We start from the raw sequence: 24,457 nt of genomic DNA, 5'->3' as shown, positions 1-24,457 counted from the left end.
CCGACGGTCAGTCCCAGCGGTATCCCTCACCGCGGACGGTGACGATGTTCTCGGCACCGAGCTTGGCGCGGAGGTAGCGGACGTAGACGTCGACCACGTTCGAGCCCGGATCGAACTCGAGGCCCCAGACCCGGCTGAGCAGCATCTCGCGCGTGAGCACCTCGCCTGCGTGCCGCAGGAACTGCTCGGCCAGCGCGAACTCCCGTGCGGACAGGTCGACTTCGCGGCCGGCGACGGTGGCGCGGCGCGCGAGGATGTCGAGGGTGACATCACCGCGGGAGAGGATCACCGGGGCGGCGGGCGCCCGCTCACGCAGACGCGACCGCACCCGGGCGAGCAGTTCGGCCACGGCGAACGGCTTGGGCACGTAGTCGCTCGCGCCCGCGTCGAGCCCCTCGATCGCGTCGCGGGTCGAACTGCGCGCGGTCAGCATGATCACCGGCACGGCGCTGCCGGAGGCCCGCAGGTGGCGGAGCACTTCGAAGCCGTCGATGCCCGGCAGGCCCACATCGAGCACGACGAGGTCGACGTCGCCCTCCAGGGCGAGGTCGAGTGCCTGGTGGCCGTCCTCGGCCACGACGGTCTCGTAACCCTCGGTGTGCAGCCCGCGGGTGACCAACGAGACGATGTGGGGTTCGTCGTCGACGACGAGGATGCGGGTCATCCAGTGGCCTCTCGCTGCAGGACGACGTCGCCGGCGCGGACGGGCGTCGGAAGATCCGCGCGCGTCCCCATCGGCACGTCCAGGGTGAAGGTGGCACCGCCACCGGGGGTATCCGCGATGGTACAGCGTCCGTGGTGGGCTTTCGCGATGGCATCCACGATCGCCAGCCCCAGGCCGGAGCCGCCCACGGAGCGCTTGCCGGCGCCGCGGTCGAATCGGCGGAAGATGCGATGGCGCATCGCGTGCGGGATGCCGGGTCCGTGATCGCGCACCCACAGCTGCGCTCCGCCGGCGTGGACGGCGCTGCCCAGCTCGATGGGGCTGCCCGGCGGCGTGTACTTGGCGGCGTTGTCGGCCAGCTGCAGCCAGGCCTGCAGCAGACGGTCCCGGTCGCCGCGGATGACCGCGTCGGCGGTGTGCTCGATGCTCCAGGTGTGTCCGGGGATCACGGCGACCAGCTCCGAGATCCGGTGGGTGAGCGCCGCCAGGTCGACGTCGCCGATCGTGTAGTGGTCGGATTCGACGGCGGCCAGCAGGTCGATGTCCCCGATGAGCCGCGTCATGCGGTCGAGTTCGGCGATGCCCAGGTCACGGATCGCGGTGACGTCCTTCGGGTCGGTGGGGTCGAGCACCTCGAGATGCCCGCGCACGATCGTGATCGGCGTCTTGAGCTCGTGACGGATGTCGTCGAGCAGGCGCCGCTGGGCGTCGAACGCCGTCTCGGCCGAGTCGGCGGCGCCGGCATCGGCCGGGACGTCCTCGGCGACGATCCACACCACCACGCCCAGAACCGCCAGGGTGCCGACGGCCACGGCGAGGTAGACGCCCACCGCCGCCCAGTGCAGCGGCACATCGGTCACCAGGTGCACGATGCCGATACCCAGCGCCGCGACCGCGAAGCCGGCGCCGGCCACGGCCAGCACGAGCCCTGCGATGCGGGTGCGGCGCTGCGGCAGCGCCGGGGTGCGGTTCACACTCCGATTATCAACCAGGGTGGGTCATCGAGAGGAGATCGAGTTTCTCATCGAGCTGTTCCAGCGTGATGTCGCCGCGCTCGACGTACCCGAGGTCGATGACCGCCTCGCGGACTGTGATGCCCTTGGCGACCGCGTGCTTGGCGATCTTCGCGGCGGCCTCGTAGCCGATCACCTTGTTCAGCGGGGTGACGATCGACGGGGACATGCCGGCGAAGGCGGCCGCGCGCTCGAGGTTGGCCTCGAGGCCCTCGATCGTCTTGTCCGCGAGCACGCGCATGGCGTTGGAGAGCAGACGGATGGATTCGAGCAGGGCGGTGCCCATGACGGGGATCGCCACGTTCAGCTCGAACGACCCCGACGCGCCGGCCCACGCCACGGTGGCGTCGTTGCCGATGACGCGCGCGGCCACCATGAGGGTGGCCTCGGGGACGACCGGGTTGACCTTGCCGGGCATGATCGACGAGCCGGGCTGCAGATCGGGGATGTGCAGCTCGCCCAGGCCGGTGTTGGGGCCGGAGCCCATCCAGCGCAGGTCGTTGTTGATCTTGGTCAGCGATACGGCGATCGTGCGCAGGGCGCCCGAGGCCTCGACGAGGCCGTCGCGGTTGGCCTGCGCCTCGAAGTGGTCCTTGGCCTCGGTGATGGGCAGCTCGGTCTCGGCCTGCAGCAGCTCGATGACCTTCTGGGGGAAGCCGACGGGGGTGTTGATGCCGGTGCCGACGGCGGTACCGCCCAGCGGCACCTCGCCGACGCGGGGGAGCACCGCCTGCACGCGCTCGATGCCCAGGCGGATCTGGCGCGCGTAGCCGCCGAACTCCTGCCCCAGGGTCACCGGCGTGGCATCCATCAGGTGGGTGCGCCCCGCCTTGACGGCGTCCTTCCACAGCTCGGCCTTGGCCTCGAGAGCCACGGCGAGGTGGTCGAGCGCCGGGATGAGGTCATCGATGAGAGCCTGGGTCACGGCGATGTGCACGGAGGTGGGGAACACGTCGTTGGACGACTGCGACGCGTTGACGTGGTCGTTGGGGTGGACGGTCGCACCCAGGCGCTGCGTGGCGAGGGTGGCCAGCACCTCGTTCATGTTCATGTTCGACGAGGTGCCCGAACCGGTCTGGTAGGTGTCGACGGGGAACTGCGCGTCGTACCGTCCGGTCACCACCTCGTCGGCGGCCCACGCGATCGCGTCGGCGATGGCGCCGTCCAGGGTGCCCAGCTCCTTGTTGGCCAGGGCGGCGGCCTTCTTGATGCGGGCCAGCGCCGCGATCTGCGTCGACTCGAGCCCGGTGCCCGAGATCGGGAAGTTCTCCACAGCGCGCTGCGTCTGCGCGGCGTACAGGGCGTTCTTCGGCACGCGGACTTCACCCATCGTGTCGTGCTCGATGCGGTATTCGATGCCGGTGGTCGGGTCGGTCATGTCGGTCACGTCCTCGTTTCCTGTGTGGGGGTGGGTCGGCGCCGACGGCGCCGGTCAGTCGTCCAGGCCGACGGTCACGTGCGCGTGGGCGGTGCCGTCGGCGAGGCGGTAGTTGGCGCCGACGATGCCCAGGCGGCCGTCGGCAACGGCGTCGCTGATGAGCTTGGACGACGCGAGCAGGTCGTCGACCGTGTTGCGCAGATGCTCGCGGCCGACCAGTTCGGCGTCGAGGTTCTGCGGTGTGGCGTCCGGGTCGGCGCGCAGCAGGCGTCGGACGGCCGGGACGATCTTGGCGATGAGCCGCCAGATGTGCGGGGGCAGTTCGTCGGCGCTGGGGTCGGTCGAATCGATGGCGGCGCGCACGGCACCGCACTCGTCATGCGCGAGAACGACCACGAGCGAGACGTCGAGGATCGCGACGGCGTACTCGAGACTGGCGATGGCCGAGTCGGACACGACCTGCCCGGCATTGCGCACGACGAACAGGTCGCCCAGGCCCTTGTCGAAGATGATCTCGGCGGCCAGGCGCGAGTCGGAGCAGCCGAACAGCACCGCCCGCGGCTTCTGGGTGTGCTCGAGCTCGTGTCGGCGCTCCACGTCCTGCCGGGGATGACGGGGCTTGCCCGCCACGAAGCGCGCGTTGCCGCGGCGCATCTCCTCCCAGACCTTCTGCGGGCTCGGTCGTTCGCTCACTGGCTCTCCTCACGCAGTCGATGCACTTCGTCGGTCACACCCGCCGCGGCGATGGCCGCCGTGGCCGGCGTGGCGGAGCCGTAGACGACGACGGTGTCGTCGCCGGCGGCCGTCGCCAGCGCGTACGAGACGTTGTCGTCGGACGCCGAGGTGGTGTACTCGTCCCACTCGATGCCGTCCACGGTGATCGTGCCGGTGGGGGCGACGCCGCCCACCAGGGCCGCGGCGGCGGTCGGCTCCGCGTCGATCAGCTGGGCGACGCGGATGTACCCGGGGTCGTCGTCGGGGGCGTAGACGACGCGCCACATCGCGCCTTCCATGCGTGCGGAGTTGGCGCGCCACGCCTCGGGCACCTCGGGGACGATCAGCGTGCCGCCCGCGGTCGCCGACGCCGTCTGCGCGGCGGCGACGACGTCGATCTCCGCCGGGTCGTCGTACGAACCGCGCGGCACGGACCACACGATCGCGAGGACCACGATGAGGGTGACGCCGAGGGCGACCAGCAGGTTGCGCATGGTCTGGCTCGACCGGTAGGCGTGCGACGCCGCAGCCTTACGGGCCGCCGTCTCATCGGGGGTCTCGGGGCGACCGAGTTCCGCGACGACGCGCGGGGATTTCGCCATCATGACTCCGCATTGGCGGCGCGAGCCGCATCGAGACGCTGTTTGGCCCCCAGCAGCCACTGCTCGCACCGGGCCGCCAGCGCCTCGCCTCGGGTCCACAGTTCGAGGGACTGCTCGAGGGTGGGTGCGCCCTGTTCGAGCTCGGCGACGACGCGCACGAGCTCGTCGCGGGCCTGCTCGAACGACAACTCGGCCACATCGGGTGACGGGTCGCGGGACATGCTCTCCATCCTAGTTCGGCCCGGGCACAGTCGATGCCGCGTCGCCGGGGCCGCCCTCGGCCACGGCGCCCTCCGAGCGGGCCGCGAACGACCCGGCCGCCACGGTGACCACCAGCGACGTGCCCGCGGGGGCCTGGGCGGCGTCGCGGACCACGACGCCGTCGCCCACGTGCGCGATCGCATAGCCCCGCGCGAGTGTCGCCCCGGGGGAGAGCGCACGCAGCGCGGCCCGCAGCTCGGCGGCCGACGCGGCGGCGGCGTCGAGGCTGCGACGCACGATCTCGCGGCCGCGGGACGCGAGCGTCCACACCTCGTGCGCGCGGCCGGTCAGCAGCGACTCGGGGTCGCGCAGCACCGGACGCGACCGCAGCTGCTCGAGCTGGGCGATGTCGTGGGCCACCCGCTGGGTCAGACGCGACCGGGCACGACTGCGCAGCTGTTCGACGAGGGCACGCTGCTCCGACACATCGGGCACCACCTTCTTGGCGGCGTCGGTCGGCGTGGACGCGCGCAGGTCGGCGACGTCGTCGAGGATCGGGTGGTCGTTCTCGTGTCCGATCGCCGACACGACCGGGGTCGCAGCGGCGGCCACGGCGCGCAGCAGTCGCTCGTCGCTGAAGCCGAGCAGGGTCTGCGGGTCGCCGCCGCCCCGGGCGATGATGATGACGTCCACCTCGGGATCGGCGTCCAGCAGCTGCAGCGCCGCGATCGTCTCGGGCACGCACCGCTCACCCTGCACGGCGGCGTGCACCGTGCGGAACCGCACGTGCGGCCAGCGCAGCTCGGCGTTGCGGTGCACGTCCTTCTCGGCGTCGCTGCGTTCCCCGGTGATCAGGCCGATGACGTGCGGGAGGAAGGGGAGCGGCTTCTTGCGTGCGGGATCGAACAGTCCCTCGCCGCGCAGCTGCGCGCGCAGTCGCTCGAGACGTTCGAGCTGATCGCCCAGGCCGACGTGGCGCATGTCGGACACGGTGAAGCTGAACGAGCCGTTCTTGACGTAGTACTCGCTCTTCACGCACGTGACGACACGGTCGCCGACCTTCAGGTCGTCGGGCAGGCGGCGCAGCGTCGAGGACCACAGCTGGAACGACAGCGTCGCGTCGGTGGTGGTGTCTTTGAGACGCCCGAAGACGTTGCCGCCGCGCAGGTTCCACGCGGTGATCTCGCCTTCGACCCAGACCGCCCCCCACTTCTGGATGAACCCCCGGATCGTCTCGTTGAGCCGGGACACCGAGGTGGGCGTCTGCGGGGACGAGTCCCGGGGACTGACCGCGTCGGGGGGCGGCTGCTGACCTGCGGCCGTCTGGAACGACGTCATCTGATCCTCTCCGCACGGGTCTGCCGGGGTGTGCGGCCCCTTCCCAGCGGCGGCTCCGTAGACTCGAGGTGTGAGCACCACTGCCGTCCGTCTGCCTTCGCCCCGCGTCCCGGCCGCGCGCGGGCGGCTCCAGAATACCCCGGTGGCCGGACACAAGAAGGTGCTGCTGGCGGCGCCGCGCGGCTACTGCGCGGGTGTCGACCGGGCCGTCATCGCCGTCGAGAAGGCGCTCGAGCGCTACGGTGCGCCGGTATACGTGCGCAAGCAGATCGTGCACAACATCCACGTCGTGACCGAGCTCGAAGCCCAGGGCGCCATCTTCGTCGACGAGGTCGATGAGGTGCCCGAGGGCGCCCACGTCGTCTTCAGCGCGCACGGAGTCTCCCCGGCCGTGGTCAACGCGGCATCCGACCGCGGACTGCACGCGATCGACGCGACCTGCCCCCTGGTCACCAAGGTGCACCGTGAGGCCGTGCGGTTCGCCCGCGACGACTACGAGATCCTCCTGATCGGCCACGACGGCCACGAAGAGGTCGAGGGCACCGCCGGTGAAGCACCCGACCACGTCACCGTCGTCAACTCGCCCGACGAGGCCGACACCGTGCAGGTGAAGGACCCGAACCGCGTCGTCTGGCTGTCGCAGACCACCCTGTCGGTCGACGAGACGATGGAGACCGTGCGCCGGCTGCGGGCACGGTTCCCGCAGCTGCAGGACCCGCCCTCCGACGACATCTGCTACGCCACGCAGAACCGCCAGGTCGCCATCAAGAAGGTCGCCGCGCAGGCCGACCTGGTGATCGTGGTCGGTTCGGCGAACTCCTCCAACAGCGTGCGCCTGGTGGAAGTCGCGCTGGAGCACGGGGCGAAGGCCGCCTACCGCGTCGACTACGCCGATGAGATCCAGCAGTCCTGGCTCGACGGCGTGGCGACGGTCGGGGTGACCAGCGGCGCCTCAGTGCCGGAGGTGCTCGTGCAAGAGGTGCTGCAGGAGCTGTCCGGTGCCGGCTACCGCGATGTCGAGGAGGTGCGCACCGCCGAAGAGGACCTCATGTTCTCCCTTCCCAAGGAGTTGCGTCAGGACCTCTCGGGCAAGCGCGACGAGCGTGCGCTGGGTGGCCGGAGCCGCCGGTGAGCTCACCCGACGACCCGCGCCCGGCGCCGCAGTACGGCGAGTACGCGACGCCGGAGGAGCAGCGGGCGCGGATCCAGCAGCCTGACCCGGCGCTCGCGCCGCCGACGCCCGGCGAGACCCCCTACGCGCCGCACCCGCCGCACCCGCGCCCGACCACCGACGCGGCACGGCCGTCGCGCTCCGCCGACCGCATCATCACCTTCGCGCTGCTGGCCTACGGCCTGGTGACCGTCGTGAGCGCGGTGCCGCAGATGCTCGATTTCACCGGGTTCGCCGAGACCTGGATGGACGTCGTCGGCGTCGACGCGGAATTCACCAACGTGGCCGCCGGGGTGCTGTGGGGTCGTGTGGGCACCGCCGTCTTCATCGGCGGCTGGCTGCTGACCGCCCTGCTGTCCTGGCGGTGGATGCGTCGGGGCCGGCTGTCGTGGTGGATGCCGCTGGTCGGTGCGATCGTCACCTTCCTCGTGGTCAGCGGCTGCCTCGTGGTGCCGCTGCTGGGCGACCCGGCCATCGCGTCGCACTTCGGCGCCCGCTGAGCCGGGCCGCGGCGGCGGTCCCGCATACAGAAAGTGGATGCCGGGGCACGAGCCCGCGGCATCCACTTTGTGCGTCGCTGATCAGATGCTGATCGAGTGTCCCGCCGAACCGAGCTGCTGGGTCGCCTCGACGACGCGGGCGGCCATGGCGGACTCCGCGATCTTGCCCCAGGCGCGCGGGTCGTAGGCCTTCTTGTTGCCCACCTCGCCGTCGACCTTGAGCACGCCGTCGTAGTTCTGGAACATGAAGCCGGCGACCGAGCGCGTGAACGCGTACTGGGTGTCGGTGTCGATGTTCATCTTGATCACGCCGTTGGCCACCGCCAGGGCGATCTCCTCGGGGGTCGAGCCGCTGCCGCCGTGGAACACCAGGTCGAGGGGCTTGGCGTCGGTGCCGAACTTCTCGGCGATGCCCGCCTGGATCTCGCCCAGCAGCTCGGGACGGAGCTTCACGTTGCCGGGCTTGTACACGCCGTGCACGTTGCCGAAGGTCAGCGCGGCGATCCAGCGGCCGTGCTCACCGAGGCCGAGCGCCTCGACGGCCTGGGTGACGTCGGCGACCGTGGTGTACAGCGCCTCGTTGGAGCCCTCGTGCTTGACCCCGTCCTCTTCGCCGCCGACGACGCCGATCTCGACCTCGAGGATCGCGTTGATGTTCTTGACGCGGGGGAGCAGGTCCTTGGCGATCTCGATGTTCTCGGCCAGCGGCACGGCCGAGCCGTCCCACATGTGCGACTGGAACAGCGGCTCACGGCCGGCCTTGACCTCTTCCTCGCTGGCGGCCACGAGCGGCAGCACGAAGTCCTCGAGCGCGGGCTTGGGGCAGTGGTCGGTGTGCAGGGCGACGGTGATCGGGTAGTTCTTGGCGACCTCGGTGGCGAACTTCGCGAACGCGATCGCGCCCTGCGCGCGGCCCTTCACGGTGTGGCCGGCGAAGTAGTCGGCGCCGCCGGTGGTGACCTGGATGATGCCGTCCGATCCGGCCTCGGTCAGCCCCTGGAGGACGGCGTTGATCGACTGCGAGCTCGACACGTTGATCGCCGGGAAGGCGTAGCCGCCGGCCTTGGCGCGGTCCAGCATCTCGGCGTACTGGTCGGGTGTGGCGACGGGCATGTCAGCTCCTTGTTCGGCGTCGGCGGATTGCACCGCCAGCCTATCGAAGAGGGTCGGTCGCGGCGAAGGGGCGGGGCCGGGCGGGGAACGACCCGGTCTTCGCCTGTGTAAAGAATCACGGATCCTTCACGCCGTGGACCAAGAAAACGGCGGCTGGATTGGACCGCGCACCGTAGGCTGGGCCCATGGTGAGCCTGACCGCAGACATGAGCCCCCTTCACCCCGACCGGAACCTGGCGTTGGAGCTGGTGCGGGCCACCGAGGCGGCCGCGATCCGCTCGGTGCCGTTCATCGGGCGGGGCAAGAAGGAGCTGGCCGACGGCGCCGCGGTCGACGCGATGCGCGCCTTCCTGACCACCGTCAACTTCGACGGCGTGATCGTGATCGGCGAGGGCGAGAAGGACAACGCCCCGATGCTGTACAACGGCGAGCGGGTCGGCACGGGCCGCGGGCCGCAGTGCGACATCGCCGTGGACCCGATCGACGGCACGACCCTCACGGCCGAGGGCCGCAACAACGCCCTGTCGGTGCTGGCGGTGTCCGAACGCGGCACGATGCTCGACGCCTCCGCGGTGTTCTACATGGACAAGCTGGTCACCGGTCCGGCGGGCGTGGGCGTCGTCGACATCCGCCTCCCGGTCGGGGAGAACATCCGGCGCCTCGCCAAGGCGCTCGGCAAGCCCGTCGACGAGATGGTGGTGTCGGTGCTGAACCGGCCCCGGCACGCGCGGCTGATCGAGGAGATCCGCGAGGCGGGCGCCGGAACGCGGCTGATGAGCGACGGCGACGTGGCCGGCGGGATCAACGCCGCGCGGTACAATGCCCGCACCGACATGTGCATCGGCATCGGCGGCAGTCCCGAAGGCATCGTCACCGCGTGCGCGATCAAGGCGCTGGGCGGGCACATCCAGGGGCGTCTGTGGCCGCGCGACGACGACGAGAAGCAGCGCGGCATCGACGCCGGCCTGAAGCTGGACGACTACGTGTACGAGGCCGACGAGCTGGTCACCGGGAACAACACGATCTTCGTGGCCACCGGGGTCACCAACGGCGAACTGGTCGACGGTGTGCGGCGCTCGGGCCCGGACTACCTCATCACCGAGAGCGTGGTCCTGCGCGGGGTGTCCGGGACGCTGCGGCGTATCACCTCGGAGCACCTCACGTCCAAGTGGCTGTAACCGGCGAGGCCGGCTCCCACGGCGTGACATCGACGCGACCGTGACCTGATCGAGACCGCGAAGACGCGCGTCGCCTCGCGTTCTCCCAGCTTGGCTCTGGCACAATGGTGCCGGTGTGACCGGCGGCATGGTGCCCGGGCGCATCCAGGAGTGAACACATGACCGCAGCATCGAGCAGCCCGCCGACCGGCCAGATCATGATGCCCGTCGACCCCGCGCGCCGCCCCGATGTGCTGCTGCGCCGTCGCGCTCCCGAAGGCCACAAAGTCAGCGCCTGGTGGATGATCGGCGCATTCGTCGGCGTCTCGCTGCTCGTCGTCGGTCTGATGAACTTCTTCCCCGGCGGTTGAACGTCGCCGTCGCCTGCTGATCGCAGTCAGCGGCCGCGCTCACCGTCCAGACGCAGCCGCAGGTCGCCGACATCCGCCGTGAGTGCCTCGGCATCGGTGAATTCGACGGCTGTCAGCCGTCGCGGCGCCTTCTCGATCGCCGCCGGCGGCGTCGTGGCGTCGAGCTTGGTCTCGTCGATGCCCGGGAACTTCCGCGCCGTCACGAGCACGCGTGACTCCAGCGACCCGGCGAATCGGTTGTAGCTGTCGACGGTGCGCTCGATCGCGCGCCGCAAGTCGTCGGCGTGGCCGGTGAGGCTGCCCAGACGCTGGTACAGCTCGTTGCCGAGGTCGAACAGTGTGCGGGCTTCATCGGACACATCCTGCTGCGTCCACGTGTAGGCGACCGTCTTCAGCACCGCCCACAGGTTGACGGGCGAGGCGAGAGCCACGCGCCGGCCGAACGCGTGGTCCAGGAGAGACGGGTCCTCTTCGAGCGCGGCGGCCAGCAGCGACTCGCTGGGGATGAAGCAGATCACGAACTCGGGACTGGCCGTCAGGCCCGCCCAGTACGACTTCTTCGCCAGCGCATCGACGTGCGCGCGCACGGCGCGGACGTGCTTGTCGAGCAGGCTCTTGCGGCGAACGGCCTCGTCGCCGGTGGCGGTGAGCGGGATCGCGCTGGCTTCGACGTACGCGTCGAGCGGGACCTTCGCATCCACCGCGAGCGCCTTGCCGCCGGGGAGCCGGACGACCATGTCGGGGCGGCCCGCACCGGCATCGGAGGTGATCGCCGCCTGCGTGTCGAAATCGACGTATCGGGTCAGCCCTGCCGACTCGACGACCCGGCGCAGCTGCGTCTCACCCCACACGCCGCGCGTCGAATTCGATCGCAGGGCGCCGGCCAGTGACTCGGTCGTGCTGCGCAGCGCCTCATCCGACTCCTGCGCGCGGCGCAGCTGCTCGGCGAGGGCCCCGTACTGCGACTGCCGCTCCCGCTCGAGCTCGTCCACCTTCTGCTGCATGTGCTGCAGGCTTTCCTGCACCGGCGCGAGTGCGCGCAGCACCAGCTGCTCACGCCGCTCGCGCTCTTCGCGGGCCATCTGGTCGGCGCGCGCCTGCGCCCCGAACTCCCGGTGCAGCGCGCGCTGCTGCTCGAGCTGCGCCGTCAGAGCAGCCTGGGCCGCGTCAGCGGCCGCCAGTCGCGCGCTCAGCGACGCACGGTCGGTGGCAGCGGCACCGGCGGCACGTGCCCCGCCGGCGAACCAGCCGGCGAGCACGCCGGCCAGCAGGCACGTGACGGCCAGGACGATGGCGAGAGTGGCATCCATACCGACAGGATGCCGCCGACCCCCGACATCGCCGGGGCGACACTCAGGCGCCGACGGCGGCGGGGGTGGCCAGCTGCGGCACACGCACCCCGAGCAGCATCGCCAGTTCGACCAGGTCGCCGGCGCCCGCGCGGCGGGCCGCGTCGACGACGATGTGCGCGCAGGCGAGCGCGTCGGCCGCCGCGTCGTGGTGGGCGAAGTCGAGGAATCCGGCGGCCGCGGCCACCGACGGCAGCCGGTACGAGGGCAGGTCATAGCTGCGTCGCGCGATCTGCAGGCTGCAGGCGTAGCTGTAGGGCGGGCAGGGCTGCGCGGCGGCGAAGCACGCGCTCTGCAGCACGCGCATGTCGAATCCCGCGTTGTGTGCGACGAGGATGTCATCGCCGATGAAATCGCTCATCACCGGGAGCTGTTCGGCCCAGGTCGGCGCGTCGGCCACATCGGCGGGCCGGATGCCGTGGATGCCGATGTTCACCTCGAAGAACCGGTCGTGGCCGGCAGGCGGGCGGATCAGCCAGCCGGTCTGCGCGACGACCTGTCCGTCACGCACCCGGGCCAGGCCCACGGCGCACGCGGAGGCGCTGGAGGAGTTCGCCGTCTCGAAGTCGATCGCGGTGAAATCCAAAGCCACGCTCTCAGCATGGTCTGTTGCTCACCCGAACGGGGGAGGGCACGCCGTCCGACCTCGAGCCGATGCCGGCGACGGCACGCGCACCGGTCACCGTGTCGGCGCGGAGGGGAGTACGGCGCGCAGGACGCCCAGCGCATAGGCCGATCCCATGACGACAATGCCTGGGAGGCCGCGCGGGGAGCCACAGGCGGGCCCCGTAGACTTGACGCCCGTGGCTCTCACTATCGGTATCGTCGGTCTGCCCAACGTCGGCAAGTCCACCCTGTTCAACGCCCTGACCAAGAACCAGGTGCTCGCGGCGAACTACCCGTTCGCGACGATCGAGCCGAACATCGGGGTCGTGAACCTGCCGGACCCGCGGCTGAACAAGCTCGCCGAGATCTTCGGATCCGAGCGCATCCTGCCGGCCGCCGTGTCGTTCGTCGACATCGCCGGCATCGTCCGCGGTGCGAGCGAGGGAGAGGGCCTGGGCAACAAGTTCCTCGCCAACATCCGGGAGGCCGATGCCATCGCACAGGTCGTCCGCGGCTTCGCCGACGACGACGTCGTCCACGTCGACGGGGCCGTCAACCCGGCATCCGACATGGAGACCATCAACGCCGAGCTGCAACTGGCCGACCTCGACACGCTCGAGAAGGCGATCGCCCGCTATGAGAAGGAGGTGCGCGGCCGCAAGCTCGACCCGTCGGTCCTCGACGCGGCCGTCGCCGCCCGTGACGCGCTGCAGCGCGGCGAGCTGCTGTCGGCGTCGGGCCTGGACCTCGCCCCGATCAAGGAGCTCGGCCTGCTGACGGCCAAGCCCTTCATCTTCGTCTTCAACGTCGACGAGGCGGTGCTCACCGACCCGGCCCGCAAGGCCGAGCTCGAGGCTCTCGTCGCCCCGGCCAAGGCCGTGTTCCTCGACGCCAAGATCGAGTCGGAGCTCATCGACCTCGACCCGGAGGACGCGGCCGAGCTGCTGGCATCCACCGGGCAGGACGAGTCGGGCCTCGATCAGCTCGCCCGCATCGGATTCGACACGCTGGGGCTGCAGACGTACCTGACCGCGGGGCCCAAGGAGGCGCGTGCGTGGACGATCGGCAAGGGGTGGAAGGCCCCGCAGGCCGCCGGCGTCATCCACACCGACTTCGAGAAGGGCTTCATCAAGGCCGAGGTCATCTCGTTCGACGACCTGGTCGCGCTCGGGTCTGTCGCGGAGGCGCGGGCCAAGGGCAAGGCGCGCCTCGAGGGCAAGGACTACGTCATGCAGGACGGCGACGTCGTGGAGTTCCGTCACAGTTAGGCATCTGATGCTCGTTGTGATCTCTGGGCTGCCCGGCGTGGGCAAGACGACCGTCGCTGACCTCGTCGGCGCTCGTCTCGGCGCGACGCGTCTGTCCATCGACCCGGTCGAGGAAGCCCTGCTCGGTGCGGGCTTCCCGCACGGGTGGGAGACGGGCGTCGCCGCCTACGAAGCGGTTCGCGCGATGGCTGAACTGAATCTGCGGACCGGTCGGACAGTCGTGGTGGATGCCGTCAATGACAGCGAGCCAGCGCGTGAGACCTGGCGTCGAGCGGCCGACTCAGCGGACGCGGCATTGTGCTGGGTCGTCTTGACGATGAGCGACACCATCGGCCACGCGTCGCGGCTCCACGAACGTGATCGGGGCTTCACGCATGTCGTCGAGCCGACCTGGACCGAGGTTGCCGGGCGGGAGGTCGCGCCGTGGGTTGATGTCCACGGGGCGATCGATGTGTCGGGCAGGAGTGGGGAACAGATCGCTGCAGATGTCGAACGATACGTCGTGGAGTTCCGCCACAGTTAGGCATCAGGCGCCGTCGAGTGGGCCAATCGGTCCCATGAGTTGCACGCTTCCCTGTGGGCGCCGTCGACTTCGCGGATGTGAGGCCGATGTGAGCCTTGATCCATGGCCGCTGGCGACTCGTCGATCGAGCACGTGCGAAGTCGTCTCACGGAGCCTCCTGTCGATCGAGCCGTGGAGGGATCGTCGTTCGCCATGGGTCAAGCTCGCTCAGTCCAAGCCTGCTGCTTTCGGCTTCGCGGCTTTGGCCATCGCGGGCCTCGACGCGGCAGAGGCATGAACGCCGGCTCGGCGTCCGCTGAACACAGCATCGGCGAGCGAGAGTCCGCTGATGTAGCTGTTCGAGCAGATCCCCACGGCAGTACGGCCCGCCGCGTAGAGTCCGGCGATCGGCTTGTCGTCCTCGGTCAGCACGTTGCCGGTCTCTTCGTCGACGCGCAGGCCGCCCAGAGTGAGGCCTGGTGCAGGGTAGAAAGGCGAGTTCTTGATCGAAATGTCAACCGCATAGAACGGACCTGTCTGCACCGGGCTGCACAGCTCGGCTGCCTTGTGCGCCGGGTCTCCCGCGCCACCGGGGGCGATGCCGGTGTTGTATTCCGAAACGGTCTTCTCCAGCTCAGCAGCAGGGACGCCGATCTTGTCGGCGAGCTTCGCAAGGGTCGCGGCCCTCTTGTGCCCGATGGTGAAGACGTAGAGCAGCTGCGCCGCCTGGAACGCCTGGGTCTGCTCCTTCACTTGCCGGCGAGCCTTCTCCCAGGCCCGCTTGTCATTGATGAGGTAGCCACGTCCGGCGTGCTGGTGGATGAGCGCCTCCGAATGAGTTGCGCCGTAGAGGTCCTCGTTGAGGATGCGGGTCCCGTCTCCGCCGATCGACACCCCCTCGATCATGGCGCTCGGGGGAGACATGAACCGCCAGGCCGTCATCCGCTCCATGTTCGAGATCGAGCCACCGGCTGAGAGACCGAGCTCGATGCCGTGAGCATCGTCGCCGACGGTGCCGAGGGGGGTGATGTCCTTATACGGTGCGCCGTACCTGGCCTTCCACTCAGGGTTGAAGATGAATCCGCCAGCGCTGAGGATCACCGACGGTGCTTTCGCGATGTGGGAGGTGGCTCCCCGCTCCCAGATGCTCTGCGCTCTTGCGTTGATCTTCGCGCCGATGGGAGGCGCCCAGATGCCGAGCTTGCCGCCGATCTTGCTCAGGCGCTTGTGCTGAGCCCGACCTGGCGCATCCGACCGGAGCGAGCGGTAGGTCACACCGGTGACTCTGCCCTCCTCTATGACCAGGTCTTCAACCCGGCTGAGTGGGCGAAAGTCGATGCCCTTGGCGAGCGCCGAGGTGATCAACTCCGCCATCCACGCCTTGCCGGACCCTAGGCCCTTGGCTACGTGGCGGTGCCCGCGCGGGGCGGGCGTGGCCTCGTTCTTGTAGGGGTAGGCCTTCTCGTTTCCGGAGTAGTAGAGGTAGTGCGCGTCAGTCGGATACGAGGTCTTGTAGGGGGCAAGGGTTCCGCGGTACTTGGCGCCCTGCTTCTCGAGCCACGCGATCTGCTCGACGCTTCCCTCGCAGAATCGGCGCAGCGTCGCATCTGAGACGACACCTCTCGTTTCCTGCTTGAGGTAGTCGAACATGTTCTCCGGTGAGTCCTCGACTCCGGCGGCCTGCTGGATCGGGGTGCCGCCTCCCGCGTACACCACTCCGCCGGAAAGAGCCGATGCGCCCCCTCCGTATCCGCGGTCGAGCACGAGAACGCGCGCTCCTGCGTCTGCCGCCTCAATGGACGCCGTGACCCCTGCGGCGCCGAAGCCCACGATGATGACGTCGAACTCTTCCGTTGTGGTCTCCACGCTGAGCTCCTCACATCCAGTGTCACCCCGTAGGGCTATTTGGCAGGCTATGTCAAAAATCCTTCGAAGTCCAGAGCGCCGAGTATTCTGAATCGATGACTGTGAGACAGGGGCGCGGGCGGCCAAAGAGCGCTGATGCGGGCGTGCTCGCCACCCAGGCGCTGAGGGTCATCGATGCACGGGGCTATAAGGAGTGCACGATGGCGGATGTCGCGGCGGAGGTAGGTATGAGCATCCGAACCTTGCACCGCTACTTCCCCACGAAGGCCGACATCGTCTGGGGGCCCGTGGATGTCTCGTTCCAGTCGTTGCGGCAGCGCCTCGATGAGACGCCGGTCGAGATGCCGCTGGTAAGGGCGCTGCGCGAGGGCATCATCGCCTCGTTCGCCGACCACCCGGAGGACGAGCATACGACTCGGCTGCGCATGAGTCTGATCGGGCGTACTCCGGAGCTTAGGGCGAACAGCTCAGAGCCGTTCAGGCGCTGGCGCCAGTCGATCGTCGACTTCGTGGCTGCACGCACCGGTTCGGATCCGCTCGATCTGCTGCCGGCGATCGCCGGCTCAGCGGTGCAGGTCACGACGATGTCGGCTCTTGTCTGGTGGGCCACCAACATCGAGGACGATGACCCGGACGTCGTGGTCGCGGAGGCCCTCGACGCGCTCGGAGCGGGGTTCTCGCTAGCCTTCGCTCGCTGACCTCGGCTTGGGCATCCCGTTCGGCACGGTCGTTGCACTTCGGCGCGGGCCGGCCGGGGGCAGGATCGCGGCGCGGTGGAGTTCCGCTTCAACGTGTAGCGGAAGCTCCGGGCAGTTTGCGTTCAGACCACCCGCGGGTAGTCGATCGTCAGCAGACTGTCGTCGCGGATGTCGCGGAGCACGTCCTCGGTGAGATCTCCCACTCGGACACCTCGAGCGTGGGAGGGCACGACCTCGTCGTCCTCAGGGCTCCACGCGCGGAGCACAGCGACGCGCGAGACGTTCGAGACGTGGTCCGGCATGTCGCGCAACCACCCGAGCCACACGTCGGCTTCGATCTCACCGTGGACCGGCGCGTCGCTGCGACGCCCGATGAGACTGTCGCAGTCACACATCCCGCTGGTCAGAGTGAACACCACGGACGAGCCTCGGACTCGACGCGAGGCTATGCGCATGGTGGTCTGCACGGGCGGCATGCCCAGCCTGTCCTCAGTGAATCGCTGGAATTCCGAAGTGAAGGCTGCGGCGTTGATTACCCACAGATTGGTGGCGCACATGCTCTCCATCTTTCCGCGTTCGACCGCCACCGTGCACACCGCTAACGGTGACGTAACCCGGAGGAGTTCGCTTCAACGTGTGAGGCGCGGCCTCACTCGACCGGGTCGGCCTGCGCCAGGGCGGTGTGGATGCGCAGCAGGTCGATCAGCAGGGACCCGATCAGGATCCAGTGGCCGGACGACGGCGTAGAGACGCTGAGGGGCCGGGTCAGCGCCGGCTGCAGGTCCGCGGCATCCGCCGACGCGGTGTCACTGCGCACGGCCAGCCGCACGTCGTGCGCCGCCCGGTGCAGCTGCTCGGCGATCGCGCGCACGGTCGGCTCGGACGCCAGCGCGTCGTCGTAGCGGTCGGTGAACGTGCGGGTCATGCCGATCATCTGGGTCACGATCGGCGAGAAGCGCTCCAGCAGATCGTCGAGCCGCGCCAGCTCCGAGCGGTGCGCGCGTCCTCGGGGATTGAGCGACAGCGACTCGCGGGCGGCGACGATCGCGGATTCGGCCGCGTCGCGCGCCGGGCGCACCGCGCGGGCACGGCGCAGCAGCGCGGTCAGCTCGCCGGGAGAGCGGGGCGCGTCGAACGCGTCGCCCAGTCGGTCGAGCGCATCGGCGAGCTCGGCCCCCAGTTCCTCCATCGCCCGGCGGGCCGGTCCCACCGACACCGGCGGGACGACGAGCACGTTCACGACGAACCCGATCACCGCGCCGATCAGCGTCTCGAGCACGCGCGCGCTCGCGTACCCCGGGGTGGACACCCCGAGGGCGAGCACGAGAAGTGCGCTGATGGCGACCTGGTTGGCGGTGCCGGGCGTCATCTTCAGGGCCCACGCGGTGATGAGCGCGGCGACGACGGCCAGGGCGATCGCCCACGACCCTTCGCCCAGCGCGAGCCCGATGGCCGAGGCGATGGCGACGCCGGTGATCACGCCGACAGTGCGCTCGATCCCTTTGCCGAACGACTGGGTCACGCTCGGCTGCACGACCAACAACGCCGCGATCGCCGCGAACACCGGCGGTGTGCCGGGAACCAACACTCCGCCCAGCAGCCACGCCGCGATCGTCGCCGCGGCCGACTTCACGATCTGCAGCAGCGGTGAGCGCTGGGGGGAGCGGACGGCGTCGGTCATGCGCATGCGTTCACGATATGCCGCGGCCGCCGCCTGTATGGGTCCGCGCGGCCGGGAATGAGCGATGCGCGCATGCGGAGAGGCTCACGCGACCACCCACCGCGTGAGCCTCTCGCCTATCCGGGCCTCAGGCCGGATAGCCCTCGCGTCGCAGGCTGCGCGCAAGGTGGACAGCGCCGGACGCCGCGGTCTTCATGGCCGCCTCGACGGACTCGGGGATGGCTCCGAGATCGCTGTAGTCGGTGCTCTGCATGGCTTCGCCGTTCCAGTACACGCACCCCTGTGCGGGGATGGTGAAGCCGACGTCGCTGAGCGACTGGTACAGGATGCCGACGATGTGGTGTGCGCCGTCCTCGTTGCCGACGACGCCGGCCAGCGCCACCTTGTCGAACAGGATGGGCCGACCCTGCTCGTCGGTCTCGCTGAGCTCGGCGTCGAGCCGCTCGAGCACGCGCTGGGCGACGCTGGAGTGCTGCCCGAGCCAGGTGGGCGTCACGAACACCAGGATGTCGGCGTCGAGCACCTTCTGTCGCAGTCCCGGCCAGTCATCGCCGGGCCCCATGTCGACTTCCACCCCCGGCGCGATGGCGTAGTCCACCGCGCGGATGCTCTCGACGGTGGCCCCGGACTTGGCCAGCTCCGCACCGATCTGACGACCGAGGAGTTCGGAGCTCGACTTGGCCGGGCTGGGCTTGAGGGAGCAGGAGATCGTGAGTGCTTTCAGCTCGGTGGTCATGTGCTCCGTGTGTAGTCGACCGTCACGGGGACGACGAGGGTTTTCCCTCTGCGCGCGGAATGAGGTAAAGCGTGCGGTGGATGCCGGGGCGCGGCGATGCGGATAGGACAACACCGGGCGTTCCGTCAAGCCCCTTCGACCGGCCCCGGCCCGTGCGTACGGTGAATCCCGAACCGACGAGGAGGACCCATGAGCCCCGACGATCCCCGTACGAAGCACCCCGAAGGCGGATTCCCTGCGCAGGAGCAGACCCAGCCCGGGCTGACGAGCCAGACCCGCCCCGAACCCGACCACGGGGAAGAGTCCTACCGTGGGTCCGGGCGGCTCACCGGGCGACGTGCGCTCATCACGGGCGGTGACTCCGGCATCGGCCGGGCGGTGGCGATCGCCTACGCGCGCGAAGGCGCGGATGTCGCCATCGCCCATCTGCCCGAGGAAGCCGAGGACGCCGCCGACACGATCGCCCTCATCGAAGCCGAGGGGCGCCGTGCCCTCGACCTGTCGGGCGACCTGCGGGACGAGGAGTTCGCCGATCGCGTGGTGGGCGACACCGTCGACGCCTTCGGCGGCCTCGACATCGTCGTGCTCAACGCCGCGTATCAGCGCGACCGCGACGGCCTGGAAACGCTCGACACGAGCGAACTCGACCGGGTGTTCCGCACCAACCAGTACAGCCTCATGTTCACGGCGCGGGCCGCCGTCCCGCACCTGGCAGCGGGGGCGTCGATCATCGTGACCTCCTCCATCCAGGCGTTCAACCCGTCGCCGGCGCTGATCGACTACGCCATGACGAAGGCGGCGCAGGTGGCGTTCGTGCGCGCGCTCGCCGAGGAGCTCGGGCCGAAGGGCGTACGGGTGAACGCTGTGGCCCCCGGTCCGATCTGGACCCCGCTGATCCCCGGCACCGGATGGGATGCCGAGCGCATCTCGACGTTCGGGACCGATACGCCGCTGGGCCGGCCGGGGCAGCCCGCCGAGCTCGCCGGCGCGTACGTCTACCTGGCATCCGAGGCCGCCTCCTACGTCTCGGGCGCGGTGCTCCCGGTCACCGGGGGCAAAGGACTGTAACCATGCCGCGCCGTGCGCTGGCGAGCCTGGTCGCGGCGGCGACGCTGACGCTGGCCGGATGCGGGATCCCCGTCGACCCGTCGGGCACCCTGGGCCGCATCGACGCGGGCCTCGTGCGGGTGGGCGCCTCACCCAGCGGCACGCTGGTCACCGTCGGCGGCACGCGCGTGTCGGGCGAGCTCGCGCAGCTGGTCGAAGACTTCGCCGACGAGCGCGGGGCGCGCGTCGAGTGGGTCGTCGGAAGCGAGGAGGAACTGGTCGCGGGCCTCGAGGAGGGCAGACTCGACCTTGCGATCGGGGGCATGACCGACGCGACGCCGTGGGCTGATCGGGTGGCGGTGACGCGGTCCTACCCGACCATCCCGGGCTCCGAGGGCGATCCGGTGGTGATCCTGCTGCCGATGGGCGAGAACGGCACCCAGGCGGCCCTGGAGCGGTTCCTCGACGAGGAAGTGGCGCCATGATCTCGCTCGGGCGCACCGACCTGCCCGCCGAACAGGCGCGGGCGCTGCGCTCGGCGGTGCGGTGGGAGTGGATCACCATCGGCTACACCGTCTGCACGATCGTGCTCATCGCGTTCGTGCTCGGCGGCTCGCAGGCCATGAAGACGGCGTGGATCGAGGACATCCTCTCGCTCATCCCGCAGATCTCGTTCCTGGTCGCGCTGCTGTTCATCCGTCACCGGCCCACGCGCGGCTTCCCGTACGGGCTGCATCGCACCATGGGTATCGGACACCTCGTCGCCGGCGTCGCTCTGCTGGCCGTCGGTGGCCTGCTCGCCTACGAGTCGGCCGCCGGCCTGATCCGGGCCGAGCATCCCGCCATCGGCACCGTCCGCCTCTTCGGCCAGACGATCTGGCTGGGCTGGCTCATGATCGCGGTCATGAGCGTGATCGTGATCGGACCGTTCATCTACGGTCACGCGAAGGCCCAGCTCGCACCCGTCCTCCACAACAAGGTGCTGCACGCGGATGCCGATATGGCGAAAGCGGACTGGACCACGTCCGCCGCCTCGATCATCGGGGTGCTCGGCGTGGGAATGGGGGTGTGGTGGCTGGACGGTGCCGCCGCGCTGTTCATCTCGATCGGCATCGTGTGGGACGGGATCAAGAATACGCGCACCGCGGTGCTGGACCTGATGGACCAGCGTGCCCGCACGACCGACGGTGACAGCGAACAGCCGCTCATCGCAGAGATCGTCTCCGCGTTGAACAGGCAGCCCTGGGTCCGGGAGTCGGCCGTCCGCATGCGCGATATGGGGCAGGTGTTCCACGTGGAGGCCTTCGTCGTGCCCCGCCGTCGGTCGGTCTCCGTCGCGCAGATCGAGGCTGCGCGGGAGGCCATCGCGCAGATGGACTGGAAGATGCAGGACGTGCTCGTCGTCATCCTGACCGAACTGCCGGACGAAGCGGACCGGTGACGGGCGGGGCCGGGCAAGCGCGCCGGCGGGTCGACGTGGCATCCTGATGCCATGCGGGAGTCAGCAGATCAGAGGGGCGGGCGCGTAGCCGCGACCGCCCCTCTGAGAGCCTGGTTCAGGCGTCGGCGTACCGCATGACGACGCGGCCCTCGATCTTGCCCTGCTCCATGCGTTCGAAGATGTCGTTGATGTCGTCGAGCGTCTCGACGGACGACACCGTCGGGTGGATGAGACCGCGCGCGTAGAAGTCGAGTGCCTCGACCATGTCCTGCCGGGTGCCGACGATCGACCCGCGGATCGTGATCCGGTTCAGCACGGTGGAGAAGATGTCTGCGGGGAAGGTTCCCGGAGGCAGACCCACGAACACGACCGTTCCGCGGCGCCGGCACATACCGGTGGCCTGCCCGAACGCCTCCGGGTGGACGGCGGTCACCAGCACGCCGTGCGCACCGCCGGTCTGCTCCTGGATCGCCGCGACCGGATCGGTGGTGGCCGCGTTGACCGTGACCTCGGCGCCGTGACGGGCGGCGAGGTCGAGCTTCTCGTCGTCGATGTCGACGGCGGCCACGCGCATGCCCATCGCGACCGCGTACTGCACCGCGACATGACCGAGACCGCCGATACCCGAGATGACCACCCACTCGCCGGGCCGCACCTCGGTCTCCTTGAGTCCCTTGTAGACGGTGATGCCCGCGCAGAGGATCGGGGCCACCTCGACGGGGTCCGAACCGGCGGGGATGCGCGCGGCGTAGCGCTCGTCGACGAGCATGTACTCGCCGAAGCTGCCGTCGACGCCGTAGCCGCCGTTCTTCTGGTCGGGGCACAGCGTCTCCCAGCCGCTGCGGCAGTACTCGCACACGCCGCACGCGCTCCACAGCCAGGCGTTGCCGACCCTGTCGCCGATCGCGAGCTCGGTGACGTCCGTGCCGAGAGCCACGACCTCGCCATAGCCTTCGTGGCCGGGGATCAGATCAGGCTTCGGGGGCACGGGCCAGTCGCCGCGCGCGGCGTGCAGGTCGGTGTGGCAGACGCCGCTCGTGATCACGCGGACCAGGGCTTCGCGGGGACCGGGCACAGGGATCGGCACGTCGGCGAGCCGGAGGGGCTGGTCCGGCGCGACCACGACGGCCGCACGCATGACGCCCTCACGGACGGTTCCTCGATCGATGGTGTTCAGCACCTCGTTCATGGTGCTCATCTCCTTCATCAGTGGATCTGTGCTTCCGAAGAACAGGATACGCCCATGTGGTCAGACCACATCGAAACACTGTGGGAACCCTACAAAAACGCCCCGTGGTCTCCCGCGCGCCTACGATGGAGCGATGACCACCTCGAACCTGCCCACACCTGACCTCCAGCCGCTGACCGCTGTCGCCGACGACAAGAACCTGCTCGCCGTCGTGGAAGACGGCGCGTCGTGCTGCGGCGGCTCCAGCTGCTGCGGGAACTGACCCCGCGGACCTCATACGACGGCGACGCCCGGCCCGCAACGGGCACGGGCGTCGCCGTTCTCGGTTGAAGGCCCAGATGCCGGTCAGTGAACCGGCGCGCCTTCCACGAGCGAACCCTCGGCGGGCTTGCGCACGAACAAGGCCAGGACCACCGCGGCCGAGGCGACGATCGCACCGACCAGGAACGCCGCGTGGATGCCGCCGGCCTTCGCGAGGATGTCGTCGGCGCCCGCCGCGAGCGCAGTCGCCGTCGTCACCGAGAAGATCGTGACGAACGCCGCCGTGCCCGCAGCGCCGGCGACCTGCTGCACCGTGCCTACGATGGCGCTGCCGTGCGGGTACAGCCGAGGCGGCAGTGAGCCGAGCGCCGAGGTCAGCAGGGGGGTGAAGACGGCACCGAGTCCGAGGTTCAGGGCGAGATGCACGGCGATGATCCATCCGACCGCCGTCGTCTGATCGAATGTCGCCATACCCCACAGCGAGGCGGCCGCGACGATCATTCCGGGGATGACGAGCGGCGTCGGTCCGACGCGGTCGAAGATGTTGCCGATGACCGGCGCCATGGCACCCATCAGCACGCCACCGGGCAGGAGCATCAGGCCGACGGCGAGAACATCGAGTTCGAGCACCTGCTGCAGGTAGATCGGCAGGAGGATCAATGAGCCGAACAGCGCGGCCATGACGATCACGACCAGGACGATGGCGAGGGTGAACGACCGGCTCTGGAACGTGCGCAGGTCGAGCAGCGCGCCGTCGACCTTCTGCAGCCGGAGCTGACGGAAGACGAACGCCATCAGCGCCACGGCGCCGCCGAGAAGCGGGATCCACACCGGCACGACGGCGTGGCCGGAGGCCGCTTCACCGATGCTGCTGAGGCCGAAGATCAGCCCGCCGAACCCCAGTGCGGACAGCACCACCGACAACACGTCGAAGCGCGCCTCGGGACGGGTGGTCGTGACGTTGCGCACCCACACCGCGCCGAGCGCGAGGGCCAGCAGTGCGATGGGGAGGACGATCCAGAAGATGGCGTGCCAGGTGAGCGTGGACAGGATCACCCCGGCCACGGTCGGGCCGATCGCGGGGGCGACGGCGATGACCACGCTGATGACCCCCATCATCCGTCCGCGGTGCGACGCGGGCACGATGTTCAGAACCGTCGTGAACAGCAGCGGCATCATGATCGCCGTGCCGGAGGCCTGGACGATCCGGCCGGCGAGCAGGACCTCGAACCCGGGTGCCAGGGCGGCGACGAGGGTGCCGGCGCTGAACAGGATCATGGCCGAGAAGAACACCGTGCGCACGGGGAACCGCTCGAGCAGGAAGCCGGTCAGCGGGATCACGATCGCCATGGTGAGCAGGAACCCGGTGGTCAGCCACTGACCCGTCGCGGCGGTGATGCCCAGGTCCGCCATGATCGGCGTGAGCGCCACGCCCATCGTCGTCTCGTTGAGGATGACCACGAACGCGGCGACGACCAGGAGCGCGATGACGCGTCCCGTCTTCGGCGGCTGCTGCGCGGCTGTGCCGGCGGCGGGGACGGAGGTGTCCAGCATGGGTGACGTTCCTTCGGAGGGTCGCGGCGCGCGGAGA

The 24,457-nt window shown here is 69.7% G+C and carries 27 protein-coding genes; 11 read left to right on the top strand and 16 right to left on the bottom strand.

The genetic code is table 11. The annotated features are described in order from the left end of the window. Window positions 1–7: 7 nt before the first annotated feature. The 7 genes from ACQ143_RS03810 to xseA are packed head-to-tail and all read right to left on the bottom strand — an operon-like array spanning window position 8 to window position 5,910. Window positions 8–664, bottom strand: coding sequence for a response regulator transcription factor (locus ACQ143_RS03810; RefSeq protein ID WP_449569372.1), 657 nt, complete (start codon window positions 662–664; stop codon window positions 8–10). Continuing rightward, window positions 661–1,638 (bottom strand): sensor histidine kinase, encoded by a 978-nt coding sequence (locus ACQ143_RS03805; RefSeq protein ID WP_449569371.1) that lies wholly within the window; start codon window positions 1,636–1,638, stop codon window positions 661–663. The genes ACQ143_RS03810 and ACQ143_RS03805 overlap by 4 nt, the downstream gene beginning before the upstream one ends. A gap of 10 nt (window positions 1,639–1,648) precedes the next feature. Beyond that, complete coding sequence (locus tag ACQ143_RS03800; RefSeq protein ID WP_449569583.1) at window positions 1,649–3,055, bottom strand: class II fumarate hydratase; 1,407 nt, start codon at window positions 3,053–3,055, stop codon at window positions 1,649–1,651. A gap of 54 nt (window positions 3,056–3,109) precedes the next feature. Beyond that, a complete protein-coding gene (locus ACQ143_RS03795; RefSeq protein WP_449569370.1) occupies window positions 3,110–3,748 on the bottom strand; it encodes a carbonic anhydrase in 639 nt (212 codons plus the stop codon). Next, window positions 3,745–4,374 (bottom strand): DUF4245 family protein, encoded by a 630-nt coding sequence (locus ACQ143_RS03790; RefSeq protein WP_449569369.1) that lies wholly within the window; start codon window positions 4,372–4,374, stop codon window positions 3,745–3,747. The genes ACQ143_RS03795 and ACQ143_RS03790 overlap by 4 nt, the downstream gene beginning before the upstream one ends. Then, window positions 4,371–4,592 (bottom strand): exodeoxyribonuclease VII small subunit, encoded by a 222-nt coding sequence (locus ACQ143_RS03785; protein WP_449569368.1) that lies wholly within the window; start codon window positions 4,590–4,592, stop codon window positions 4,371–4,373. Before ACQ143_RS03785 ends, ACQ143_RS03790 begins: the two co-directional genes overlap by 4 nt. 10 nt (window positions 4,593–4,602) lie before the next feature. After that, window positions 4,603–5,910: an exodeoxyribonuclease VII large subunit gene (gene xseA, locus ACQ143_RS03780; RefSeq protein ID WP_449569367.1), complete on the bottom strand. Its 1,308-nt coding sequence runs from the start codon at window positions 5,908–5,910 to the stop codon at window positions 4,603–4,605. A gap of 142 nt (window positions 5,911–6,052) precedes the next feature. On the opposite strand from xseA, the gene ACQ143_RS03775 reads away from it, so the two are divergent. Together ACQ143_RS03775 and ACQ143_RS03770 are read left to right on the top strand one after the other, a co-directional pair. Beyond that, window positions 6,053–7,042, top strand: coding sequence for a 4-hydroxy-3-methylbut-2-enyl diphosphate reductase (locus tag ACQ143_RS03775; protein ID WP_449569582.1), 990 nt, complete (start codon window positions 6,053–6,055; stop codon window positions 7,040–7,042). After that, window positions 7,039–7,581: a DUF6264 family protein gene (locus ACQ143_RS03770; protein ID WP_449569366.1), complete on the top strand. Its 543-nt coding sequence runs from the start codon at window positions 7,039–7,041 to the stop codon at window positions 7,579–7,581. The genes ACQ143_RS03775 and ACQ143_RS03770 overlap by 4 nt, the downstream gene beginning before the upstream one ends. A gap of 81 nt (window positions 7,582–7,662) precedes the next feature. Here ACQ143_RS03770 and fbaA read toward each other — a convergent pair whose 3' ends face one another. Next, window positions 7,663–8,694 carry a class II fructose-bisphosphate aldolase gene (fbaA, locus tag ACQ143_RS03765; protein ID WP_449569365.1) on the bottom strand — a complete coding sequence of 344 codons (1,032 nt, stop codon included), beginning with the start codon at window positions 8,692–8,694 and terminating at the stop codon, window positions 7,663–7,665. Between the two features lie 185 nt (window positions 8,695–8,879). On the opposite strand from fbaA, the gene glpX reads away from it, so the two are divergent. Together glpX and ACQ143_RS03755 are read left to right on the top strand one after the other, a co-directional pair. Then, the gene (gene glpX, locus ACQ143_RS03760) at window positions 8,880–9,872 is read left to right on the top strand and encodes a class II fructose-bisphosphatase (protein ID WP_449569364.1); all 993 of its coding nucleotides are present in this window, start codon (window positions 8,880–8,882) and stop codon (window positions 9,870–9,872) included. Window positions 9,873–10,030: 158 nt separating this feature from the next. Continuing rightward, window positions 10,031–10,222 (top strand): UDP-N-acetylmuramyl pentapeptide phosphotransferase, encoded by a 192-nt coding sequence (locus ACQ143_RS03755; RefSeq protein ID WP_449569363.1) that lies wholly within the window; start codon window positions 10,031–10,033, stop codon window positions 10,220–10,222. A 26-nt stretch (window positions 10,223–10,248) separates the two neighbouring features. On the opposite strand, the gene ACQ143_RS03750 is transcribed toward ACQ143_RS03755, so the two are convergent. Both ACQ143_RS03750 and ACQ143_RS03745 read right to left on the bottom strand, forming a co-directional pair. Next, the gene (locus ACQ143_RS03750; protein ID WP_449569362.1) at window positions 10,249–11,532 is read right to left on the bottom strand and encodes a DNA recombination protein RmuC; all 1,284 of its coding nucleotides are present in this window, start codon (window positions 11,530–11,532) and stop codon (window positions 10,249–10,251) included. A gap of 43 nt (window positions 11,533–11,575) precedes the next feature. After that, the gene (locus ACQ143_RS03745; RefSeq protein WP_449569361.1) at window positions 11,576–12,163 is read right to left on the bottom strand and encodes an exonuclease domain-containing protein; all 588 of its coding nucleotides are present in this window, start codon (window positions 12,161–12,163) and stop codon (window positions 11,576–11,578) included. A gap of 211 nt (window positions 12,164–12,374) precedes the next feature. On the opposite strand from ACQ143_RS03745, the gene ychF reads away from it, so the two are divergent. Continuing rightward, window positions 12,375–13,445, top strand: coding sequence for a redox-regulated ATPase YchF (gene ychF / locus ACQ143_RS03740; RefSeq protein ID WP_449569360.1), 1,071 nt, complete (start codon window positions 12,375–12,377; stop codon window positions 13,443–13,445). A 7-nt stretch (window positions 13,446–13,452) separates the two neighbouring features. Continuing rightward, window positions 13,453–13,968 (top strand): AAA family ATPase, encoded by a 516-nt coding sequence (locus ACQ143_RS03735; RefSeq protein WP_449569359.1) that lies wholly within the window; start codon window positions 13,453–13,455, stop codon window positions 13,966–13,968. A gap of 207 nt (window positions 13,969–14,175) precedes the next feature. On the opposite strand, the gene ACQ143_RS03730 is transcribed toward ACQ143_RS03735, so the two are convergent. Further along, window positions 14,176–15,813 carry an FAD-binding protein gene (locus tag ACQ143_RS03730; RefSeq protein WP_449569358.1) on the bottom strand — a complete coding sequence of 546 codons (1,638 nt, stop codon included), beginning with the start codon at window positions 15,811–15,813 and terminating at the stop codon, window positions 14,176–14,178. A 95-nt stretch (window positions 15,814–15,908) separates the two neighbouring features. Here ACQ143_RS03730 and ACQ143_RS03725 point away from each other — a divergent pair, with 95 nt between their 5' ends. Continuing rightward, on the top strand, window positions 15,909–16,511 hold the full coding sequence (locus ACQ143_RS03725; protein ID WP_449569357.1) for an acyl-CoA-like ligand-binding transcription factor: 603 nt from the start codon (window positions 15,909–15,911) through the stop codon (window positions 16,509–16,511). Window positions 16,512–16,633: 122 nt separating this feature from the next. On the opposite strand, the gene ACQ143_RS03720 is transcribed toward ACQ143_RS03725, so the two are convergent. The 3 genes from ACQ143_RS03720 to ACQ143_RS03710 form a co-directional block, all read right to left on the bottom strand. Then, entirely contained in the window at window positions 16,634–16,930 is a 297-nt protein-coding gene (locus ACQ143_RS03720) for a hypothetical protein (RefSeq protein ID WP_449569356.1), read from the bottom strand. A gap of 230 nt (window positions 16,931–17,160) precedes the next feature. Then, window positions 17,161–18,198, bottom strand: coding sequence for an FUSC family protein (locus ACQ143_RS03715; protein WP_449569355.1), 1,038 nt, complete (start codon window positions 18,196–18,198; stop codon window positions 17,161–17,163). A gap of 121 nt (window positions 18,199–18,319) precedes the next feature. Beyond that, a complete protein-coding gene (locus tag ACQ143_RS03710) occupies window positions 18,320–18,928 on the bottom strand; it encodes a flavodoxin family protein (protein ID WP_449569354.1) in 609 nt (202 codons plus the stop codon). Between the two features lie 189 nt (window positions 18,929–19,117). On the opposite strand from ACQ143_RS03710, the gene ACQ143_RS03705 reads away from it, so the two are divergent. From ACQ143_RS03705 to ACQ143_RS03695, 3 genes are read left to right on the top strand one after another with little or no spacing between them, the layout of a single operon-like run. Continuing rightward, window positions 19,118–19,996 (top strand): SDR family oxidoreductase, encoded by an 879-nt coding sequence (locus tag ACQ143_RS03705; protein WP_449569353.1) that lies wholly within the window; start codon window positions 19,118–19,120, stop codon window positions 19,994–19,996. Window positions 19,997–19,998: 2 nt separating this feature from the next. Then, window positions 19,999–20,460 carry a hypothetical protein gene (locus tag ACQ143_RS03700; RefSeq protein ID WP_449569352.1) on the top strand — a complete coding sequence of 154 codons (462 nt, stop codon included), beginning with the start codon at window positions 19,999–20,001 and terminating at the stop codon, window positions 20,458–20,460. Then, the gene (locus ACQ143_RS03695) at window positions 20,457–21,416 is read left to right on the top strand and encodes a cation diffusion facilitator family transporter (protein ID WP_449569351.1); all 960 of its coding nucleotides are present in this window, start codon (window positions 20,457–20,459) and stop codon (window positions 21,414–21,416) included. Before ACQ143_RS03700 ends, ACQ143_RS03695 begins: the two co-directional genes overlap by 4 nt. Before the next feature lie 115 nt (window positions 21,417–21,531). Here ACQ143_RS03695 and adhP read toward each other — a convergent pair whose 3' ends face one another. Next, window positions 21,532–22,554, bottom strand: a complete 1,023-nt coding sequence (gene adhP / locus ACQ143_RS03690; protein ID WP_449569581.1) for an alcohol dehydrogenase AdhP — start codon at window positions 22,552–22,554, stop codon at window positions 21,532–21,534. Between the two features lie 184 nt (window positions 22,555–22,738). Between adhP and ACQ143_RS03685 the strand changes: the two genes are divergently transcribed. Continuing rightward, on the top strand, window positions 22,739–22,867 hold the full coding sequence (locus tag ACQ143_RS03685; RefSeq protein WP_449569350.1) for a hypothetical protein: 129 nt from the start codon (window positions 22,739–22,741) through the stop codon (window positions 22,865–22,867). Between the two features lie 83 nt (window positions 22,868–22,950). Here ACQ143_RS03685 and ACQ143_RS03680 read toward each other — a convergent pair whose 3' ends face one another. Then, window positions 22,951–24,420, bottom strand: a complete 1,470-nt coding sequence (locus tag ACQ143_RS03680; RefSeq protein WP_449569349.1) for an MDR family MFS transporter — start codon at window positions 24,418–24,420, stop codon at window positions 22,951–22,953. Window positions 24,421–24,457: the final 37 nt, after the last annotated feature.

The organism is Microbacterium pollutisoli, assembly GCF_053586795.1.
The sequence above is the reverse complement of the archived record's forward strand: the minus strand, read 5'-3'. Positions and strand labels throughout refer to the sequence as shown.

Excerpts from the sequence above, each read along its gene's own strand:
- ACQ143_RS03810 (WP_449569372.1), bottom strand. The coding sequence starts at position 664 with ATGACCCGCATCCTCGTCGTCGACGACGAACCCCACATCGTCTCGTTG.
- ACQ143_RS03800 (WP_449569583.1), bottom strand. The coding sequence starts at position 3,055 with ATGACCGACCCGACCACCGGCATCGAATACCGCATCGAGCACGACACG.
- ACQ143_RS03790 (WP_449569369.1), bottom strand. The coding sequence starts at position 4,374 with ATGATGGCGAAATCCCCGCGCGTCGTCGCGGAACTCGGTCGCCCCGAG.
- ACQ143_RS03785 (WP_449569368.1), bottom strand. The coding sequence starts at position 4,592 with ATGTCCCGCGACCCGTCACCCGATGTGGCCGAGTTGTCGTTCGAGCAG.
- xseA (WP_449569367.1), bottom strand. The coding sequence starts at position 5,910 with ATGACGTCGTTCCAGACGGCCGCAGGTCAGCAGCCGCCCCCCGACGCG.
- fbaA (WP_449569365.1), bottom strand. The coding sequence starts at position 8,694 with ATGCCCGTCGCCACACCCGACCAGTACGCCGAGATGCTGGACCGCGCC.
- glpX (WP_449569364.1), top strand. The coding sequence starts at position 8,880 with ATGGTGAGCCTGACCGCAGACATGAGCCCCCTTCACCCCGACCGGAAC.
- ACQ143_RS03755 (WP_449569363.1), top strand. The coding sequence starts at position 10,031 with ATGACCGCAGCATCGAGCAGCCCGCCGACCGGCCAGATCATGATGCCC.
- ACQ143_RS03750 (WP_449569362.1), bottom strand. The coding sequence starts at position 11,532 with ATGGATGCCACTCTCGCCATCGTCCTGGCCGTCACGTGCCTGCTGGCC.
- ACQ143_RS03735 (WP_449569359.1), top strand. The coding sequence starts at position 13,453 with ATGCTCGTTGTGATCTCTGGGCTGCCCGGCGTGGGCAAGACGACCGTC.
- ACQ143_RS03725 (WP_449569357.1), top strand. The coding sequence starts at position 15,909 with ATGACTGTGAGACAGGGGCGCGGGCGGCCAAAGAGCGCTGATGCGGGC.
- ACQ143_RS03715 (WP_449569355.1), bottom strand. The coding sequence starts at position 18,198 with ATGCGCATGACCGACGCCGTCCGCTCCCCCCAGCGCTCACCGCTGCTG.
- ACQ143_RS03710 (WP_449569354.1), bottom strand. The coding sequence starts at position 18,928 with ATGACCACCGAGCTGAAAGCACTCACGATCTCCTGCTCCCTCAAGCCC.
- ACQ143_RS03705 (WP_449569353.1), top strand. The coding sequence starts at position 19,118 with ATGAGCCCCGACGATCCCCGTACGAAGCACCCCGAAGGCGGATTCCCT.
- ACQ143_RS03700 (WP_449569352.1), top strand. The coding sequence starts at position 19,999 with ATGCCGCGCCGTGCGCTGGCGAGCCTGGTCGCGGCGGCGACGCTGACG.
- ACQ143_RS03695 (WP_449569351.1), top strand. The coding sequence starts at position 20,457 with ATGATCTCGCTCGGGCGCACCGACCTGCCCGCCGAACAGGCGCGGGCG.
- adhP (WP_449569581.1), bottom strand. The coding sequence starts at position 22,554 with ATGCGTGCGGCCGTCGTGGTCGCGCCGGACCAGCCCCTCCGGCTCGCC.
- ACQ143_RS03685 (WP_449569350.1), top strand. The coding sequence starts at position 22,739 with ATGACCACCTCGAACCTGCCCACACCTGACCTCCAGCCGCTGACCGCT.
- ACQ143_RS03680 (WP_449569349.1), bottom strand. The coding sequence starts at position 24,420 with ATGCTGGACACCTCCGTCCCCGCCGCCGGCACAGCCGCGCAGCAGCCG.